Annotated in this window: 12 protein-coding genes; 10 read left to right on the forward strand and 2 right to left on the reverse strand. The window is 56.6% G+C overall.

The window, feature by feature from the left end; genetic code table 11:
* Positions 1 to 50 precede the first annotated feature (50 nt).
* Positions 51 to 2,090, forward strand: a complete 2,040-nt coding sequence (locus OHL23_RS26805) for an alpha-amylase family protein (protein ID WP_263355126.1) — start codon at positions 51 to 53, stop codon at positions 2,088 to 2,090.
* 34 nt (positions 2,091 to 2,124) lie between these two features.
* On the opposite strand, the gene OHL23_RS26810 is transcribed toward OHL23_RS26805, so the two are convergent.
* Entirely contained in the window at positions 2,125 to 3,138 is a 1,014-nt protein-coding gene (locus OHL23_RS26810; protein WP_263355127.1) for an acetamidase/formamidase family protein, read from the reverse strand.
* 307 nt (positions 3,139 to 3,445) lie between these two features.
* On the opposite strand from OHL23_RS26810, the gene OHL23_RS26815 reads away from it, so the two are divergent.
* Complete coding sequence (locus OHL23_RS26815) at positions 3,446 to 5,848, forward strand: alpha,alpha-trehalose-phosphate synthase (UDP-forming) (protein ID WP_263355128.1); 2,403 nt, start codon at positions 3,446 to 3,448, stop codon at positions 5,846 to 5,848.
* 92 nt (positions 5,849 to 5,940) lie between these two features.
* Positions 5,941 to 6,777: a trehalose-phosphatase gene (gene otsB / locus OHL23_RS26820; RefSeq protein ID WP_263355129.1), complete on the forward strand. Its 837-nt coding sequence runs from the start codon at positions 5,941 to 5,943 to the stop codon at positions 6,775 to 6,777.
* 157 nt (positions 6,778 to 6,934) lie between these two features.
* Here otsB and OHL23_RS26825 read toward each other — a convergent pair whose 3' ends face one another.
* Positions 6,935 to 7,420, reverse strand: a complete 486-nt coding sequence (locus tag OHL23_RS26825; RefSeq protein ID WP_263355130.1) for a cupin domain-containing protein — start codon at positions 7,418 to 7,420, stop codon at positions 6,935 to 6,937.
* Between the two features lie 137 nt (positions 7,421 to 7,557).
* Here OHL23_RS26825 and OHL23_RS26830 point away from each other — a divergent pair, with 137 nt between their 5' ends.
* The 7 genes from OHL23_RS26830 to OHL23_RS26860 all read left to right on the forward strand — a co-directional run bounded on the left by OHL23_RS26830 (position 7,558) and on the right by OHL23_RS26860 (position 19,033).
* Complete coding sequence (locus OHL23_RS26830) at positions 7,558 to 8,892, forward strand: MFS transporter (RefSeq protein ID WP_263355131.1); 1,335 nt, start codon at positions 7,558 to 7,560, stop codon at positions 8,890 to 8,892.
* Positions 8,889 to 10,973: a YjhG/YagF family D-xylonate dehydratase gene (locus OHL23_RS26835; RefSeq protein WP_263355132.1), complete on the forward strand. Its 2,085-nt coding sequence runs from the start codon at positions 8,889 to 8,891 to the stop codon at positions 10,971 to 10,973. The genes OHL23_RS26830 and OHL23_RS26835 overlap by 4 nt, the downstream gene beginning before the upstream one ends.
* Positions 10,974 to 10,986: 13 nt before the next feature.
* Positions 10,987 to 11,814, forward strand: a complete 828-nt coding sequence (locus OHL23_RS26840) for a fumarylacetoacetate hydrolase family protein (RefSeq protein WP_263355133.1) — start codon at positions 10,987 to 10,989, stop codon at positions 11,812 to 11,814.
* Positions 11,815 to 11,859: 45 nt separating this feature from the next.
* Complete coding sequence (locus OHL23_RS26845; RefSeq protein WP_263355134.1) at positions 11,860 to 13,431, forward strand: aldehyde dehydrogenase (NADP(+)); 1,572 nt, start codon at positions 11,860 to 11,862, stop codon at positions 13,429 to 13,431.
* Between the two features lie 49 nt (positions 13,432 to 13,480).
* The gene (locus tag OHL23_RS26850; RefSeq protein WP_263355135.1) at positions 13,481 to 15,925 is read left to right on the forward strand and encodes a c-type cytochrome; all 2,445 of its coding nucleotides are present in this window, start codon (positions 13,481 to 13,483) and stop codon (positions 15,923 to 15,925) included.
* A 194-nt stretch (positions 15,926 to 16,119) separates the two neighbouring features.
* A complete protein-coding gene (locus tag OHL23_RS26855; protein WP_263355136.1) occupies positions 16,120 to 17,634 on the forward strand; it encodes a GH39 family glycosyl hydrolase in 1,515 nt (504 codons plus the stop codon).
* Positions 17,635 to 17,734: 100 nt separating this feature from the next.
* On the forward strand, positions 17,735 to 19,033 hold the full coding sequence (locus tag OHL23_RS26860) for a glucoamylase family protein (RefSeq protein WP_263355137.1): 1,299 nt from the start codon (positions 17,735 to 17,737) through the stop codon (positions 19,031 to 19,033).
* Positions 19,034 to 19,127 lie beyond the last annotated feature (94 nt).

Below are 19,127 nucleotides of genomic sequence, written 5' to 3' on the forward strand. Positions count from 1 at the left end.
ACTCATAAATCTACGTAAGCGAGATACTCATGCTCCCGCGGAATGCACACTTGCAACGAAGTTGGCCTATCCTGCGCCTCGTCTTGATTTTGGCATCCGTCGACCCTGCCATCGCCATGACTGGAGTTGCACAAAGCTCTAACTTCGGCGATAGTGGTGACCCCGTTGTGACTTTGAGTGAGCGAACCGGCGGCTCTCTTGAGAATCGCCAGATCGCGGCGGATTGGCAGATTCATGATGGACACCTCGTGGGTCTGGTCATTCGCGACAAAAGCGCTACCGCGTCTCCTGGTATTCACTCGGTCCATCTCGACGGACCGTTCTCCATCGAACTGAAGGATATCGGTGTGTTGCAGGCTTCCGATCTAACGATTCATAGCGCTGCGAGAGTGGAGAACCTGATTCCAAACCCTACCGCGTCTCGTTATTCCGATCGTTTGCCTGGTATCGCTGTGCACATTGCTCTGGCGGACAGCAAGGGGCTATTTCATGCTGATTGGGCACTGATTCTGCGACGGGATTCACATTACATCCGGCAGGTCCTCATGATCACATCCGAAAACAACGCGCTTCCTATAGACGACGTTTGTATGATCGACGCGCGTGTAGCTGGAGCGCAAGGCGCGGGTCTCGTCAGGGGATCGCCGCTTGTTGCAGGCAACTTCTTCTTGGGCTTTGAGTCGCCGCTCTCTCAAAGCAGCGTCGTCGGCGATCACGCTGTAAGCGAACTCCATAGCGGAGCGCCGATCGGCGCAGGCCAGTCGGCACGGTACTCTTCCGTCATCGGAATTGCGCCGCAGGGACAAATGCGGCGCGCGTTTCTCAGCTATATCGAACGTGAGCGCGCCCACCCTTATCGAACCTTTCTGCATTACAACAGCTGGTTCGACATTGGGTTCTTCACTCCGTACACACAAGAGGACGCGCTCAACCGTATCCACGCCATCGGTGAAGAACTAAACAAGAAGCGCGGTGTGGTTCTCGACTCATATCTGTTTGACGACGGCTGGGACGACCACAACGATCTTTGGAAGATTCGCAGCGACTTCAAAGATGGCTTTGAACCATTGACCAGTGCTGCCGCCGAATACGGCACTGCGCCGGGCATATGGCTATCACCCTGGGGTGGTTACGGTCCGCCAAAACAAGAGCGATTGGCTGCGGCGAAGAAAGCAGGCTATGAGATCGCCCATGGCGGACTGGCATTATCGGATCCCAGGTATTACGCCCGGTTTCACGACGCCGTCACAGAAATGGTTACGAAGTATGGAGTCAATCAGTTCAAGCTGGACGGCACGGGGAATGCTGAGGAAGTCGTGAAGGGAAGCCCTTTCAGCAGCGACTTTGATGCGGCCATTCATCTGATCGAGGACCTTCGCACACTGAAGCCCGACCTCTATATCAACCTCACTTCTGGGACTTATCCTTCGCCATTCTGGCTATTCTATGCAGACTCGATCTGGCGTGGAGGAGATGACACGGAGTTTGCCGGTGTCGGTTCCAGCCGCGAACGTTGGATCACATATCGCGATGCTGACACCTATGACGAGGTCGTAAAGGCAGGCCGTTTGTTTCCTCTCAATTCTCTGATGCTGCATGGCATTGTCTATGCACAGAAGGCTCCTCATCTTTCGACCGATCCCGATGGAGACTTTCGCAATGAAGTGCGCTCCTACTTCGGCTCCGGAACTCAGTTGCAGGAACTCTACATCACGCCACCTCTACTTTCGCAAGCAAATTGGGATACTCTTGCGGAAGCGGCAAAATGGTCGCGCCGAAATGCTTCTACACTGGTAGACACTCACTGGATCGGAGGTGATCCGCGCTGGCTCTCTGTCTATGGATGGGCTGCATGGTCGCCGCAAAAAGGAATCCTGACATTGCGCAATCCAAGTGACAGGCCGCAGGATTTTTCAGTCGATATTAGCCAGGCATTCGAACTGCCCATGGGCTCAGCGCTGCACTACTCAGCACATAGCCCATGGACTGAGGATGCTTCTCAGTCATCCATCGACCTAGCCGCCGGGAGTCTTTACCGATTCCATCTAGCACCATTTCAGGTGTTAACTCTCGAAGCTCTTCCGCGATGAGGGTTTCGCCTACTCATCCTTCGTTGCAGACCGGCTATTTGGTAAAAATATTCTTCGGGCACATGGCGTGGACACCTACATTGCCATCCACAAGTTGCGTGATATCCACGTCGACAGCCACGCTTGTGAGCATGTACGCTTCGTCACGGCTTAAGTGCTTTTGTTCCACCAGAAAATTGATCATGTCGCGCACAGCGAGCGTCGTGGCTTCTTTCAGATCAGGACTAAAGCCCATACTGATGTAACTTGTCGGAGTCTCGGCGCGCGGCCAAAGCAGATGTTGGTCCTTGTGTATAATGAATCGAAATGTTCCCGTCAGGAACGTCTCCATTGCGGTGATATCGACCTCGCCATTGCCCTGGCCAGCGTGACCATCGCCGACTTCGAATAATGCGCCTTTGGCATGAACAGGAATGTAAAGGGTAGTTCCAGCCACGAGTTCCTTGTTGTCCATGTTACCAGCATGCATCCACGGCGGAGCGCTATCAAGACGACCTGCGGAATCAGGCGGGGCAACACCCATGCTGCCGAAGAACGGATGCAAAGGAATATCAATGCCCGGTGCAAAATGCGCAACCATCTTGTCGCGATCAAGCGGGATGATCTTCGATCGGCTGTATGGGTAATCGTTGGGCAGAAATCCGCGCCCGGTCCCGAAGCCGTTACAGGCAAATGGAACATCGATGTCAATTTTGAGAATCTGCACCTCGAGCACATCTCCCGGTTCCGCTTCGGCAATATCCAGCGGTCCGGTGAGGATGTGCCCGCCGGGGCCTTTGTCCTTTACTTCGCGATAAATGTCGGCGTTGTACGAGGGGATATCGGTTGGTGCGACGCCCTCGCCGACCAACCGCTCCGTAGAACCGCATGTGGAGAGGGTCTGAATGCGAACAGTATCTCCCGAATGCACGATAAGAACTGGTTTTGCCTTAGCAGAATAATAACCCCAGACGACAGTGGAAGGAGACGCCGGCAGGGTTGCATTAGGCGCTTGGCCAAGGACAATTTGCCCCCAAAAGAGTGCGGCAAATGTGAGACAGACCTTCATTCGATGCTCCCGAAGCAGAGATTGAAGCTATCCTAACAGTCAACGCTGGGAGAAATGCCTTCTTCAACAACCAGCGGGATCACATCGGTTGCCCCTGGAGGGGGTGTGTAAATTTTACCGAAGTGTGCAAAAATGACCCTTTTGATGAGTTGAATACGGGTTACTTTGCATCTGAAAGACTAGATCCTGAATGGCCACCCGCGTGCCTCGGTATGTGTGAATGGGCAGATCGACTTGGCGATCCGAAGACTCTCATGGAGAGCCGCGCGTCCCCTGCCCTCTTCCCCTCTAGAAGGAGAATTTATTTATGCACTTCTTTCGTATCCGCCTTGTCGCTGCGCTTCTGGTGGGCATTACCCTCATTTCGGTTGGGTCTACTTATTTTGATGTTCTGGCGCACAAACATATGTTGCGGAGCGATCTGGCGCGGCGCATGCAGTGGCTGGGGGCCGGCTTGCAACCGCAGGTTGAACAGCAGATGGCCCTCGATCATCCTGAGGTACTGCCACAATTCCTCACACGCCTGCGCCAATATCCCGATCAACCAGGCTTGGCGGTCTACGACACAAACGGAACGATACTCGCAGAAACGGGTAATGTCCTCGCATTAAGGAACCTCCCGGTAAATTTCCTGAAACGCCCAATCATCGAAGGCAAAGAAGCCACAGCCTTCGTAAGGGTTCCGGACACTCAAGCGACAGGTAGCGAAGCAAATAGCACTGGTCGAACTCCTGCGCAGCCCGGTGCGGCGGCAAGGCTTTGGTACGAGGACGCTATCCCGCTGCACAACGGACAGCGGACCGTAGGGGCATTGGTCATGGTGGCCGATGCCGAATACATTCGCAGGGATGGTGTCGACGTCTGGCGTCGCAGCTTTTTCAATATCGCCGCGATGGTTGTTCTGGTTGCAGTCGTCACGTTGCTGATGGTGCGCTGGTTTCTCCTCCAGCCTGTAACCCGAGCCGCGGAGTGGCTGCGTCGTCTGCGACAAGGGAAAGCTGAGGTGAGCGACGGCGCGAAGGAGTTTGGATTCCTCATTCCGTTGGCCAATGAGGTAACTTCGCTTGCCGAACACCTCACACGCGCGCGTGCAGCGGCGGAAACCGAGGCACAGCTGCGAGACGCCGGGGAACACGTCTGGACCGCGCATCGGCTTGCGGTACATGTTCGTGAGCGCCTGGGTAATGGCAAGCTCTTCGCTGTATCCAACCGTGAGCCTTATATTCATGTTCGACAGGGATCAGCAATTGAATGCGTTGTGCCGCCCAGCGGTCTTGTCACTGCTCTGGAGCCAGTTCTCCAGGCCTGCGACGGCACCTGGATCGCACACGGTAGTGGCAATGAAGACGCCGCTTTCGTGGATGCATATGACCGGTTGCGCGTCCCTCCTGACGACCCGCGCTATACTCTGCGCCGGGTCTGGCTTAGCCCTGAAGAAGAAGCAGGCTATTACGAGGGCTTTGCAAACGAAGGAATATGGCCGCTCTGCCATATCGCGCATACACGCCCGATCTTTCGCACAAATGACTGGGACTACTATCAGCGCGTCAATGCAAAATTTGCGGAAGTGCTGATTGAAGAAATGCGCGAGACCGAGCATCCCATCGTCTTCATTCAGGACTACCACTTTGCGTTGCTGCCAAGGTTGGTGAAGATGGCGCGGCCAGATGCCAGAGTGGCCATCTTCTGGCATATACCATGGCCCAATGCCGAGGCATTTGGGATATGTCCGTGGCAGGCCGAGTTACTGGATGGTTTGTTGGGGGCGGATGTGATCGGCTTTCACATCCAGTCGCACTGCAACAACTTCCTCGACACCGTAGACCGTGTGCTGGAAGCCAGAACCGATCGTGAACATTTCAGCATTCGGCGGCATGGCCACGTTTCTCTGGTTCGCCCCTTCCCCATCAGCGTTGCCTGGGATGAACACTCCATCGACACTCCTAACTCGGTCGAAGAACGATTCAACGGCACCGTTCGGCCTTCCTCTGAGACAAGCGCAGAACAGGAACAAAGCAAAAACATCGACAACACGGCCACCGAGTTGCATCGAGAACTCGGCATCGAAGGTAAACAACTCATAGTAGGCGTGGATCGAATGGACTACACCAAGGGCATCGTCGAGCGGCTGCTTGCGTTTGAGCATCTGCTCGAGGAACATCCGTGGTATATCGAGAAAGTTGTATTCGCACAGATCGCCGCTCCAAGCCGCACGCACATTCCGAGCTACGCCGCCTTGCGCGTTCAAGTGCAGGAAACGGTGGAGCGTATCAATCGACGGTTTGAAAAATCGGGCTGGAGCCCGGTGATCCTGATTGAACGGCAATGCAGTCATGAGGAAGTGTCGCGGTACTACCGCGCCGCCGGCATATGTCTCGTAACATCGCTTCACGACGGCATGAACCTCGTTGCAAAGGAGTATCTAGCCGCCCGCAGAGACAGCGACGGCGTGCTCATCCTGAGTCGATTTACGGGGGCAGCGCAGGAATTGAGAGATGCGCTGTTGGTAAATCCCTATGATATTCGGCAAGTCGCTGAAGCAATCCGGACTGGCCTTGAAATGAGTCCGGGAGAGCGCCGACTGCGCATGGAGCGCATGAGGCTTCAGGTGAAAGAACACAATGTTTACCGATGGGCGTCGAATGTTCTTACCGATGTGTGCGCCGTGCGCATCGAAGATGAGGTCCTCGCGCATGGTTCGCGAACGTAGCGCATATGGATGGTCGCGCCATGATACGCGTCACGACAGTTTCCGAATGCGAACGCTCGCCTAGGAAGAACTTTGACAAGGCGGTGGGTCAAATGGCAAGCAGGCTGGAACTCCCTGCAATTCAGATCGACTCGGGAATGGATCGATCCTTAAACCGTCTCGCGCCGTTCTTCCAATCGCTGGCCACAGCAAACCAGTCGGCATTATTGCTGGACTTTGATGGAACCCTTGCACCCATGCGGGTCGATCCATCGAAGGTACGCCCATGGGCAGGGGTCGTTCGCCTGCTCCAGGAGATTCAGGAATCGGGACGCACTCGGCTTTCCATCATCACTGGCAGGTCGGCGAATGAGGTCGTACTGCAGTTAGGAATGCGCGATGCACCCGAAATATGGGGACTGCACGGTGCCGAGAGGCTCAGTGTTGATGGCAGCTGGGTGCGGGAAGAGCTTCCAGCCAGCGATCAGTCTTTGCTTGAAGCCGCGAGATTGCGGGTACGCATAGCACTTCCAGATGCGCGAGTCGAGGAAAAGCGGAATGGCGTTGTCGTACACTGGCGCGGCAAGCCAGTTCGCTTCATACAGTCAATACAAAGCCGCGCTTTGAACGCCCTCCTCCCATTTACAAATACGAACGGCGTGAGGCTCTTGCAATTTGACGGAGGTATTGAGCTGCGAATCGGGTGCGACAAGGGCGACGCGGTCCGCATGATCCTGGCTGAGATTCCTTCAACTGCGCCGGTCGCTTATCTCGGTGACGACGTAACCGACGAGGATGCCTTTCAGGCTCTGAATGGCAGAGGGTTGACGGTCCTTGTTCGGCGCAATTGGCGCCCGAGCGTCGCGCAGGCATGGCTCCGTCCCCCTGCGGAGTTGCGCGAATTCCTGACAGCCTGGCTGCGCGCCGCGAAATCTGTTTACAACTCATAGCCTCGCCAGCTACATTGATTTTCGCTTGCTTTTCTCTAAAATAAAGCGATTTATGCGTAGACAGCGGAATGAGACGCATCACAGCATCCAAAAGCCGATTCCCCGGGATCGATTGTGGCTCCGTTGTCTCGCGGTCTCAAATCACTCAGGATTCGCACTAATCCTTCTCTTTTACTTTCACGACAAAGTAAGTAAAAGTACTGTCTTTCGGAATAATCAACTGATGCGGTGTGTTCGCTGGAATATGAACAATATCTCCTTTGGCAAGCGCGGTCGTTGTGGCGTGGAGAATGGCCGTTCCATGCATCTCGCCGGGGCCGATCGTTGTGGGATTAGCGAGTTCGCCTCCGGAGAGCAGTGTCGCGCTGCCGTCAACGACGACGAAGATATCCGCGAATTTCTCATGAAGTTCCGGAAGCCCGTCCTTGCTGCGAAAGCTCAGCATGGTGAAATCGACGCCATACTTTTGCAGCGTCTCGCTGGCCGATCCTGTCGAGGTTTCGGCTTTCTCTTGCAATGGTTTCGCCTGCTCCAGCAGCGAGCCGGGAGTGTAATGATCGACTTGTTGCGCGTGGGCAACGCCCAACATCAGAATGGCGCACAGGCATGTGGCCACAATCCATTTCCGCTTCGCGGTTTGCATCGAATCCCCTTGTCTGAGTTCGAGAGAAAGATAAAGTTTGGGTTGAAGCTGTGTCAACCCGATCAAACGGAACGCATCGCAATGGCGACTTAGCGTAACGAGCCGTAAGTACTTCGATGAGGATCGATCCCGGACCCATGAAGAGCACCCTCAATTCGACCGCGGCAGAAACTTCGCAAGACTCTTTCCGCGCAGACACAGCGTCGGCGAAACGATGGCTCTACATCCTGCCGTCTGTCTTTGTGACCTATAGCCTCGCATATCTCGATCGGGCAAATTACGGATTCGGTGCGGCGGCGGGACTGGCAAAGACCCTGAACATCAGCGGATCGCGTTCCGCATTGCTGGGTTCGCTCTTCTTTCTTGGATACTTTCTCTTTCAGATTCCCGGTGCGGCGTTTGCCCGTCGAAAGAGTGCACGCATCCTCGTGTTTTTCGCCCTCGTCAGTTGGGGAGTTCTTGCTTCGTTGACAGGAGTGATCAGAAACTTCTGGTTGCTTGCCGCAGACCGACTTGTTCTGGGAGTTGCGGAAAGCTTCATACTCCCGGCGATGTTGATCCTGCTCACCAACTGGTTTACGCGGGCCGAACGCTCGCGCACCAACACGCTTCTCATTCTCGGTAACCCCGTTACGGTCGTCTGGATGTCAATTGCAACCGGGTACCTCATCCGAGCCTTCGGATGGCAGATGACCTTTGTTCTGGAGGGCATACCATCCATCCTCTGGGGCGTCGTCTGGCTCGTAGTAATTCGCGACCATCCACATCAAGCGCCGTGGATGCCACACGAAAGCTGCCGCGCCCTGAACGACCAGTTGGAGCGCGAGCAATGGTTACTGCCCAAGGTCGCGGACATGACCTCGGCGCTCCGCCATCCCAGCGTGATTCTCCTGTCAATCCAGTATTTCTTCTGGAGCGTCGGCGTCTACGGCTTCGTCCTCTGGCTTCCGACCGTCATCCAAAAGGGCGCGGCCAAAGGCATCGCGATCACCGGCCTGCTCAGCGGAGTGCCGTACGTCTTCGCCGTCTTCCTGATGCTGCTCGTTGGCTACTTCTCCGACAGAAGCTTCCGGCGGAAGCGATTCATCTGGCCTTTCTTAACCATCTCCGGCATCGCTCTTTTCGGCTCGTACCTGGTTGCTGGCCAAAGCTTCTGGTGGTCCTATGTTTTTTTGATCGTGGCTGGAAGCACGATGTATGCACCGTACGGTCCATTCTTTGCCATTGTTCCGGAGATACTACCCAAGAACGTAGCCGGGGAAGTTACGGCTCTCGTCAATAGTTGCGGCGCGCTCGGCGGATTCGCCGGAACCTGGTTCGTAGGATTGCTCGAAGCCCGCACCGGCAATTCGCGCGCTGGATTTCTTCTGATGTCCATATCGCTCGTGCTCTCGGGCATCCTCATCTTCTGCCTGCATACTGTTTCGAGCAACACGCTCTCAACTCTTCCCCTGAATCTACGGGAGGAATGACATGCGACTTTTCGCAGTTGGAGGCCAACTATGGCTGCCACCTTCGACTACACTTTGGGATGAGGATCGCTTCCATTCAGCCGATAACCATTACATCCGTTCTTGAATCGGAAGACCTGCATTTGAGCGCTGTGGCGACTCACGCTCCAGGCCCCACCGGTCAACTGCCTATCACTCCCGAGATGCTGTTGGCACAGCCGTCCGGGAATCTCTTTGGTCTGAGCATGAATGTCGGCATGGGTTGGGATCCGGCACGCGTATTGGGTCCGGAGGTGCTGATCCTGAGCACACACGGAGGCGTTCGCGCCCCGGACGGAACCCCAATCGCTTTGGGTTTCCATACCGGCCACTGGGAAGTAGGCCTGCTCGTAGCCGAGGCGGCGCGTGAACTCACCGCGCTGCAAGGCGTCCCATTCGCCGGCGCATGCACTGACCCCTGCGATGGTCGAACCCAGGGCACGACCGGCATGCTTGATTCTCTGCCCTACCGCAACGACGCGGCAATCGTACTTCGCAGACTGATGCGCTCGTTGCCAACCAGAGCAGGCGTGCTCGGCGTTGCCACCTGCGATAAAGGCCTGCCGGCGATGATGATGGCTCTGGCTTCCGCAGGCAGGATTCCGACAGTGCTCATCCCCGGCGGCGTAACGCTGCTTCCCGAAAACGGCGAGGACGCGGGCAAGGTTCAGACCATAGGCGCCCGTTACGCGCAGCAGCAGATCACGCTCGAATACGCCGCAGAGATGGGATGCCGCGCATGCGCCACGCCCGGCGGCGGATGCCAGTTCCTCGGCACTGCCGCAACATCCCAGGTCGTTGCCGAAGCTCTTGGCCTCGCGCTGCCGCACAGCGCCCTTGCGCCCTCTGGCCAGCCTATCTGGCTGGACGCGGCGCGACGCTCGGCCCGGGCCGTTCTGCGGCTGCGCCAGCTTGAATTAGGAACCGCCGATATCTTGTCCCAGGCCGCAATAGAGAACGCCATGGTAGTCCACGCCGCGTTTGGGGGCTCTACCAATCTTCTGCTGCATCTTCCCGCCATCGCCCACGCGGCCCGGCTGAAGCGTCCTGTTGCCGCGGACTGGGCTCACATCAATCGTCAGGTGCCGCGCCTCGTCGATGCGCTGCCCAACGGTCCACGCAACTATGCAACCGTGCAGGTATTCCTGGCAGGCGGCGCGCCTGAGGTCATGCTGCATTTGCGCCGCGCCGGATTGCTGAATACCAGCGTCACCACCGTCACCGGCGAATCGCTCAACCAGAGTCTCGATTGGTGGGAACAAAGCTCGCGAAGGCGAGCGCTGAGGAAGAATCTGATCGATCTGGACGGCATCGATCCCGATGACGTCGTGATGAGCCCGGATCGCGCACGTTCGCGCGGGTTGACCTCGACCGTCTGTTTTCCGATAGGCAATCTCGCGCCTGAAGGGTCGGTGATCAAGAGCACCTCGATCGATCCAACCCTGATCGACGAGAGAGGCCAGTATCGGCACGTCGGCCCAGCAAAGATATTCGTCACCGAGGCAGCGGCTATTCAAGCTATCAAGACCGGCAGAATCGTAACGGGCGACGTGTTGGTGCTTATCTGCAGCGGACCCGCCGGAGCAGGGATGCAGGAAATTTATCAGATTACGGCTGCACTGAAAACCTTGCCATTCGGCAAGCATGTCGCGGTCCTGACCGATGCCCGTTTCAGCGGCGTCTCAACCGGCGCATGTATCGGACACATCTCTCCCGAAGCGCTCGCAGGCGGCCAAATCGGCAAGCTTCAGGACGGCGATCAAATCGAAATCGTCATCGACAGAACAAATCTAACCGGCGCCGTCAACTTCGTCGGAACATCGACGCAAAGGATGGGAGCAGAACAGGGCAACCGGGTTCTGCTTGAACGGGAACCTCGCAAGGACCTGCAACCACACCCCGATCTGCCCGACGACACCCGGCTCTGGGCAGCGCTCGTGCAAGCGAGTGGTGGCATCTGGGGCGGCTGTGTCTACGACGCAGATGCAATTATTTCGCTCCTTAATCGCGGACGCCAGCCCGAAGAATCACTCTCAATCAACACAGGCAGCATGCACCTCTGAAAGGAGCAGTTCCTTGATCCTGTATCGTACCCAAAGCGGCCTCATCGTAGAAAAGGACAATCAGTTCTACCGCATCGGCGAACATTCGTTGAACGCGCTCCTTGCGCGCCAAGATTTGGAAGGCTATCTTGCTTCCATCACCAGCATCGGAACTCCGCAGGAACCAATCGACTCATCGCTGCTCGAAGCGCCGATTGAGCATCAGGAAGTTTGGGCCTCCGGTGTCACCTATTACCGCAGCCGCAGCGCCCGCATTGAAGAGTCCAAGGACGCCGGAGGCGGCGACTTCTATGACCGCGTTTATTCCGCCGAGCGCCCTGAGCTTTTCTTCAAGGCTGTGGCCCACAAAGTGGCAGGCCCTGACTCAGAGGTGCGAATCCGCAGCGATGCGAAGTGGTCCGTTCCCGAACCCGAGCTGACTCTGGTCATCAATCCCCGTGGACAGATCGTCGGATATACGATTGGCAATGACATGAGTTCACGCGATATCGAAGGAGCCAATCCCCTCTATCTGCCGCAGGCCAAGGTGTACGACCGCAGCTGCGCACTCGGTCCCGGAATCCTGATTCGCAAAGAGCCGATGCCTCCGTCCACAGAGATTGCGATGGAAATCATCCGCTCCGGCGCTCAACAATTCTCTGCGGCAATCAGTCTCAGCGAGATGAAGCGCGACCCGCAGACTCTCGTCGACTACCTCTATCGCGATCAGAGTTTTCCCCTCGGATGCTTCCTGTTGACCGGCACCGGCATCATTCCTCCTGACTCCTTCACCCTGCAGAGCGGCGATGAAATTCGCATCTCGATTACCGGCATCGGCACGCTGGTCAACCACGTCGAATAACCCGGCTTTGCTAACTTGAATACAAGACTCCTGGAGGGGTGGATTATGGAAACCGCTCTGATATTGATTGACGGCAAATGGCAAAAAGCATCCGGGGAAGCTACCTTTCATGCGTCCAATCCCGCAACCGGGGAAACTCTGCCAACGCCTTTCCCGATCAGCGAATGGCGCGACTGCGACCTTGCGCTTTCCGCCGCAGCCTTGGCTGCCGATGAAATGCGCAGGCTCGAGCCGGAACAGATCGCCGCATTCCTGGATACCTACGCTTCCAATCTCGAAGCGGCTTCGCAGGTCATCGTGACGGCAGCCAACGAAGAGACGGGGCTGGCCGTTTCTCCGCGCCTCAAGGACAATGAACTGCCGCGGACCGTGCTGCAACTGCGTCTGGCGGCGTCCGAGGTGCGGGAAGAATCGTGGAAGCGGCCAACGCTCGATCTGGAGCGCAATATTCGCTCGTGCTTTGGCCCCATCGGACCGGTCGTCGTCTTCGGTCCCAACAACTTTCCGCTGGCTTTCAACGGCATCAGCGGCGGGGATTTTGTCTCCGCGATCGCAGCCGGCAATCCCGTGATCGCCAAAGCGCATCCTCTGCATCCCAACACCTCGCGCCTGCTCGCGGAAGAGGCGCGCAAGGCGGTAGCTGAAACACGAATGCCCAGCGGCACGGTGCAGATGATCTATCACATCAGCAACGAAAACGGTCTCCGACTCGTAAGCGATCCCCGCGTTGGCGCAATCGCTTTCACGGGAAGCCGCGCCGCTGGCCTGAATCTCAAGCGAGCCGCAGACAGCGCTGGGAAGCCAATCTATCTGGAAATGTCCAGCATCAATCCCGTCATCTTTCTTCCCGGCGCCCTGGCCGAAGAGGAGGATCGCCTGACGCGCGACCTGGCCGATAGCTGTCTTGCGGCAGCGGGCCAGCAATGCACCAGCCCCAACCTGTTTTTCCTCTGGCAAGGTCCCAAAGCAGAGAGCCTTCTGACGAATCTCGCCAACATCTTTGACCAGCGCAATCCGCAACCTCTGTTCTCGCTCGCAGGGCAACACCATCTGCAATCCGGAGTAACATCTCTCATCGACGCTGGAGCTCAGTTGGTTACAGGTGGGCATCCCGTCGAGGGGCCGGGCTACCGCTACGCTCACACCGTTCTTCGCGTCACAAGCAGGCAGTTCCTCAACAAGCCCGACGAGTTGGAACGCGAAGTCTTCGGCAACGCAACCATGGCCGTCACGCTGGATGATACGGAAGAACTCATTACCATCCTGGAACTGCTCGAAGGCAATCTCACTGGATCAATTTACTCCGCGAAATCGGGGGTCGACGATGATCTATATAAGAGAATTGAACCCCTGCTACGGCACAAAGTCGGCCGTCTGTTGAATGACAAGATGCCTACCGGCGTTGCCGTAAGCCCCGCAATGCAGCATGGCGGTCCCTTCCCTGCAACATCGCATCCTGGATTCACTGCTGTCGGCATTCCTGGTTCCATCACACGGTTTGCCATGCTGCAGTGTTACGATGGCGTGCGGGAAGATCGCCTTCCTTCCGTTCTGCGCAACACGCTTCAGAATCCCAATACCTGGCGCTCAATCAACGGCGCATGGATCAGAGGATAGATTCCTCGCCGTAAACGCAATGAAATTTTAGATCGAGTAAAGCCTGGTGATGAAACCAATAGCGATCGCGATAGCCTGCGCCCTGCCAGTAGCAGCACTCCTCTGGCGCAATCCGCCTGCCGCGGTGCGAGCAGCCGAGAAGGCCAAAGCTGAAAAGCACGCAGAAACCAACAAGCGGGATGCAGACTGGCCCATCTACGGCGGAGAAGCCGCAAACGATCACTATTCCGCGCTCACGCAGATCAACCGTTCCAACGTCGGCAAGCTGCAAGTCGCATGGACCTTCGATACGCGCGAAAAAGGCGGCATGCAGTGCAGCCCGCTGATCGTCGGACGCACTCTGTACGGATATACACCGACACAAAAGGTAATTGCCATCGATGCCGTTACAGGCAAGCTCCTTTGGACCTTCGACTCCGGCATCGCGGGAACGCAGCCAGCGCGCGGACTCACCTACTGGCACACCGACAAAGAGAGCCGCCTCTTTGCCGGCGTCATGAACTACCTCTACGCTCTCGATCCAGCGACCGGTCAACCCATCCCAGGCTTTGGCGAAGGCGGCAAAATCGATCTTCGCAAGCAACTGCGCGGAGATTATCAAAAGCAATCGATTGCCCTCACCACGCCGGGAGTGATCTACAAGGATCTCATCATAGTAGGCGGCCGCAACCCGGAAACTCATCCTGCTCCGCCAGGCGATATTCGCGCCTTTGACGTTCACACAGGCGCAATGCGCTGGAGCTTTCATACCATCCCGCATCCAGGCGAAGAAGGCTACAGCACATGGCCTGCCGATGCATGGAAGAAGACCGGTGCGGCGAATAACTGGGCGGGAATGACCGTCGATGTGGAACGTGGGATTGTCTATGCACCCACCGGTTCGGCGGTATTCGATTTCTACGGAGCCGATCGCATCGGCGACGATCTCTACGCCAACACATTGCTCGCGCTCGACGCAAACACAGGCAAGCGCATCTGGCATTTTCAAGGCGTCCATCACGACATTTGGGATCGCGATTTTCCATCCCCGCCAACTCTCGTAACCGTAACACGGGACGGAAAGCAAGTGGACGCCGTGGCTCAGACCACCAAGCAGGCATACATTTACCTCTTTGATCGCGTCACGGGCAAACCACTGTTTCCGATCCAAGAGCGGCCATATCCGCCAAGCGACGTTCCCGGCGAAGTGACCTCACCAACCCAGCCACTGCCTCTTGCGCCGGAGCCCTTCGGTCGACAAATTCTTACACAGGACATGCTGACCAATCGCACCGCCGAGGCGCACCAGTTTGTCCTCAATAAATTCAAAGCCGCTCGCAGCAACGGCCAATTCCAGCCTTTCACGGTCGACAAGGAGACAGTGATCTTCCCGGGATTCGACGGTGGCGCGGAATGGGGCGGCTCTGCTCTGGATCCGTCGACGGATGTCCTATACGTCAATGAAAATGAGATGGCGTGGCTTGCAAGTCTCACCGCGACGCAAACCGGTGGCACTCCCGGCGAGCGAGCCTATCGGAATCTATGCAGCGTCTGCCACGGAGTACACCGCGAAGGAGCGCCGCCTGCGTTTCCGGCCTTGACTGGAATCGACAAGCGTCTCTCGGACAAGGACATTGCTCTTGCAATCCACCAGGGCAAGGGAAGAATGCCCGGATTTCCAAACATCGACGACACTCTCATGCCATCGCTTCTTGCCTATCTCAAGAGCACTGAGGCGGCTGTCGCAAGCGGAGACAAGCAGGAGATGAGCGGCGCGACGCCGGAGGCGAAGAGAGTCGCGGAAGAGAATCCAGCAGGAGCGGCAACCTATCAGGCACACTGTTCCATCTGCCACGGCGACCACAGGGAAGGCATTACCCCATCCTTCCCCGCGCTCCTCGGACTTGGCAACCGCATGACAAAGCAGCAAGCAATCGAGATCATTCAAAAAGGTAAGGGACGAATGCCCGGTTTCACCAGACTTACTGATCCGGATCTCGACTCGCTTCTGAAGTACATGGGTGTCTCGGCGACTGGATCTGTCCCAACCATCGATTCCGCGGCCAGCGCAGACAGCAGCGAATTGCGATATCAGTTCACCGGCTACCGGAAGTTCCTCGATCAGGATGGATATCCCGCCATCAGCCCGCCGTGGGGAACCCTGAATGCCGTCGATCTAAACACCGGCAAATATCTATGGAAGATTCCTCTCGGTGAGTATCCCGAGTTGGCGGCTGCGGGCATGAAGAACACAGGCTCGGAGAACTATGGCGGTCCCATCGTTACCGCTGGCGGTGTGCTCTTTATCGGAGCAACGGTCTTTGACAAAAAAATGCGCGCATTCGACAGCCATACCGGAAAGCTGCTCTGGGAAACAACCCTTCCCTACGCCGGGGTTGCCACGCCGGCAACGTACATGATCGACGGCAAGCAGTATGTGGTGATTGCCACTGGCGGCGGCAGAGATCCCAAATCCCCGTCGGGTGGCGAATACGTGGCATTCTCTCTGCCTTAGATTTCCGCTCATGCGAGCAGCAACAAATCCTCCAGGGTACCTGCGCTACCCTGGAGGATTACTGTTTGACATCAATACGTTGCAGGTGGTATCAACACTCTGTGCGCAAACGATTGCGCATTATGTGCCGTGCGTCTCCAACCGGCTCATGCTTTTGTCGCCAGGCCCTTAAACATTCAATCAGGAAGCTCCCTATGTCACTGCTATCGAAACTTACCTTCGCTATACTTTCTTTCGCTCTTGTCAGCTCTGCACCTACACAGACTCCCGCCGAAGTCCTGCCAATCGACACACACGCCGCGGTAACACCTCTGCCGCACTTCTGGGAAACCATGTTCGGCTCAGGCCGCGCAATTCTTTCACTTCGCGACGGCTATCGGAAAGACCTGCGCGACGTTCACGATCAGGTAGGAATGCGCTATGTCCGCTTCCACGCCATTCTCCACGATGAAGTCGGCGTCTATGACGAAGATGAAAAGGGCCAGGCTGTCTATAACTTTTCCTACGTGGATCAGATTTACGACGGACTGCTGGAACGTGGCGTTCGCCCGTTTGTCGAAATCAGTTTCATGCCGCGAAAGCTTGCCTCCAATAAGGACGCAATCCATCCTTTCTGGTACAAGCAGAATGTCTCCCCGCCCAAGGATTATGCGAAGTGGGACGCGCTGATTCACGCGTTTGCGCAGCATCTGATCGATCGTTACGGAATCGATGAGGTCAGTCAGTGGTATTTCGAAGTATGGAATGAGCCGAACATCGACTTCTGGGCTGGCAATCCTAAGCAGGCAACTTACTTCGAACTCTACGATCACACGGCGCGCAGTCTCAAAGCTGTAAATCCGCGCCTCAGAGTCGGCGGCCCAGCAACTGCCGCTGCGCATTGGATTCCCGAGTTTCTCGCCCATACATCGCAGGAGCATGTACCCGTAGACTTCGTTTCCACACACGGCTATGCCGATGACTCGGTGGAAGACATGTTCGGCACTCACGAGGATATCCCGATGCGGGACCGCGTCTGCCGCGCAATCCAAAAGGTGCATGGAGAGATCGCCAATTCACCGTCGCCCTCGCTTCCGCTTTTCTGGACCGAATGGAATGTTCCTTCGTACGGCGACCTCAATGCGCGGGACAACTGGTACGTCGGAGCAGCCTTGGCGAAGGATATTCATGACTGCGACGGACAGGTAAACATGATGTCTTACTGGACCTTTGATGATGTCTTCGAGGAAGGCGGCGTGGTCCAAGATCCATTCCATGGCGGCTTCGGATTGATTGCCGCCGGAGGAATTAAGAAACCTAGTTTCTATGGTTTTTCCCTCCTTCACGAGTTGGGCGATGAGAGATTGGCCAATAAAGCCGACGACATCCTCGTAACCCGGCGCAAAGACGGGGCGATTGTGATCGCAGCCTGGAACCTCGTCGATCTCGATCACGCAGCTCAAGGCTCAGCCAAGACTGTGCAACTGAACTTCGAAGGCATAGACTCTGGCCGCACGGCTACCGTGCAGCGAATCGACGCGGAACACGGCAACCCATTGCCTGCGTACCTCGCAATGGGCAGCCCTCGCTATCCGACGCAAACGCAGATTGCAAAGCTGAACGAGGCATCGGCGCTACCTGCCCCTACCAAGGAAAAACTGAGCGGCAGAACTCTAAAAATCACACTTCCAGTGAACGGCCTGGCAATCATCACGATACCTACCAGGTAAAGTCCTGGTCAGAATATTGGCAATCAAAGAAAGTAGGACACGAGTTATGCAGTATGACAATCCTCCGATTTATTCCGGCGCGCCAGACTCGGAGTCATCCATGAGCCGCCGCCGGATGCTTGCACTCCTGGGTGGCGCCGCCATCGCTCCTCTTATTCCGGCCCACATCGCCCGCGCCGCCGCATCGTCAGGCAAGTATTCGCTCACGCACGAAGATGAGCTGTTTCTGGATGATTTCGAAAAGCGCGCATGTCTCTTCTTCTGGGAGCAGGCCAGCCCGGTGACCGGGCAGGTATTGGACCGCGCACGCAACGATCTAGGCGGTACGCGTGATCCACGCAAAATGGCCAGCATTGCGGCGACGGGCTTCGGTTTGACTGCGCTCTGCATTGCCGATCGCCGCGGCTACCTGCCGCATGCGCAGATCGTCGAGCGCGTCAAAAACACGCTCGACTGGCACCTCAACCATTTTCACCACGAGCACGGCTTCTACTACCACTTTACGGATATCGAGACCGGAGTTCCCTTCCCTGGCTCTGAGGTTTCCTCGATCGACACGGCGCTGCTGCTTTGCGGAGTACTCACAGCCCGCGCCTATTTCAAGGACGAAAAGATCCACGCGCTTGCCACTCAGATCTACGAGCGGGTTGACTGGCCCTGGATGCTGAATGGCGGTCCCACTTTCTCGATGGGATGGTTTCCAAACAAAGGCTTCCTCGAAGCACGCTGGGTGCATTTCTGCGAATTGATGATGATATATCTCCTCGCGATCGGCTCGCCAACGCATCCTGTTGCGCCCAGCGCCTGGGATGCATGGACGCGCCCGACCGTTGACTACGCAGGTTTCCACTACATTAGCGGCCATGATCCGATCTTTACGCACCAGTACTCGCACGCGTGGTTCGATTTCCGTTCCAAACATGACCGCTACGCCGACTACTTTGAAAACTCGATGACGGCGACACGCGCCCACAAGGCATTCTGCCTCTCAATGCCCAAGTGGTATTCCGAAGACTATTGGGGCATCAGCGCCTCTGACTATCAAGGTGGCTATACCGCGTGGGGCGGACCGCCGCCGCAAGGCCCTATCGACGGAACTGTTGTTCCGAACGCGGCCGCAGGCTCGCTCGCATTTGTTCCCGCAGATTGCCTGCATGTGTTGCGTGCGATGAAAGAGAAATGGGGCAAGCAGGCATGGGGACGTTACGGTTTTGTTGATGCTTTCCATCCCGCCGCCAACTGGTATGACCCGGATGTGCTAGGGATCGATCAGGGGATCTCTGTCATCATGGCAGAGAATCTGCGCAGTGGTCTGATCTGGGAAACCTTTATGCGCAATCCCGAAGCTGAGAACGCTATGAAGAAAGCAGGTTTTGTTCCCGGACGAATGACAACATGATTCGACTAAGTCTGGGATAAAATTGGCCCAGCAACCGACACTCACGGAACTGGCTGGACTGGGCATTGAAAGCCCTGGAGATTCTCTCTGCGGA

This window comes from Acidicapsa acidisoli (assembly GCF_025685625.1).
Taxonomy (GTDB): Bacteria; Acidobacteriota; Terriglobia; order Terriglobales; family Acidobacteriaceae; genus Acidicapsa; species Acidicapsa acidisoli.